This window comes from Streptomyces doebereineriae, from assembly GCF_031845645.1.
Taxonomy (GTDB): domain Bacteria; phylum Actinomycetota; class Actinomycetes; order Streptomycetales; family Streptomycetaceae; genus Streptomyces; species Streptomyces canus.
Genome location: NZ_JAVREZ010000255.1, coordinates 1 through 461 on the forward strand (window position 1 = coordinate 1; position 461 = coordinate 461).

1 protein-coding gene and 1 pseudogene are annotated in these 461 nt (G+C 61.0%); both read left to right on the plus strand.

Going from position 1 to position 461, the window contains the following annotated elements; genetic code table 11:
* Nucleotides 1–152 (plus strand): annotated as a pseudogene (locus RNB18_RS51745) (acyl-CoA thioesterase domain-containing protein); the annotation flags it as partial.
* 64 nt (nucleotides 153–216) lie between these two features.
* A partial coding sequence (locus RNB18_RS51750) for a class I SAM-dependent methyltransferase (protein ID WP_311721025.1) occupies nucleotides 217–461 on the plus strand: 245 nt, incomplete at its 3' end.

Below are 461 nucleotides of genomic sequence, written 5' to 3' on the forward strand. Positions count from 1 at the left end.
CTGCGGACTTTTCGGACTGGCTTTTCTACGAACAGACCTCGCCCGCGGGGGTTGCCGGACGGGCTCTGGCGACAGGCACGATCTATAACCGGGCCGGCGATCTGGTGTGCTCGGCCGCCCAGGAGATCTATTTCCCGCCGCCTCGCATGTAGTTAGCCTATATAATAATTTGCAGTCCATCCGTAGTGTGCGGACGAAGACGCCGAAGGGGCAAGCATGGCTAGAACAGAGAACGACACCTGGGACATCAACGAGAGTGTGGGTGCCACCGCCTTGGGTGTCGCGGCGGGTCGGGCCGCAGAGACAAATAGCGAGAACCCGCTGATCCGCGATCCGTACGCACAGATGTTTCTGGAGGCCGCCGGCGACGGTCTCTGGAACATGTACCTGCGGCTGGAAGAATTGCCCGCTGAACTGGCGGAGCTCGACCCGCGCTTCAAAGAGCGGATGCAGGCGATGAT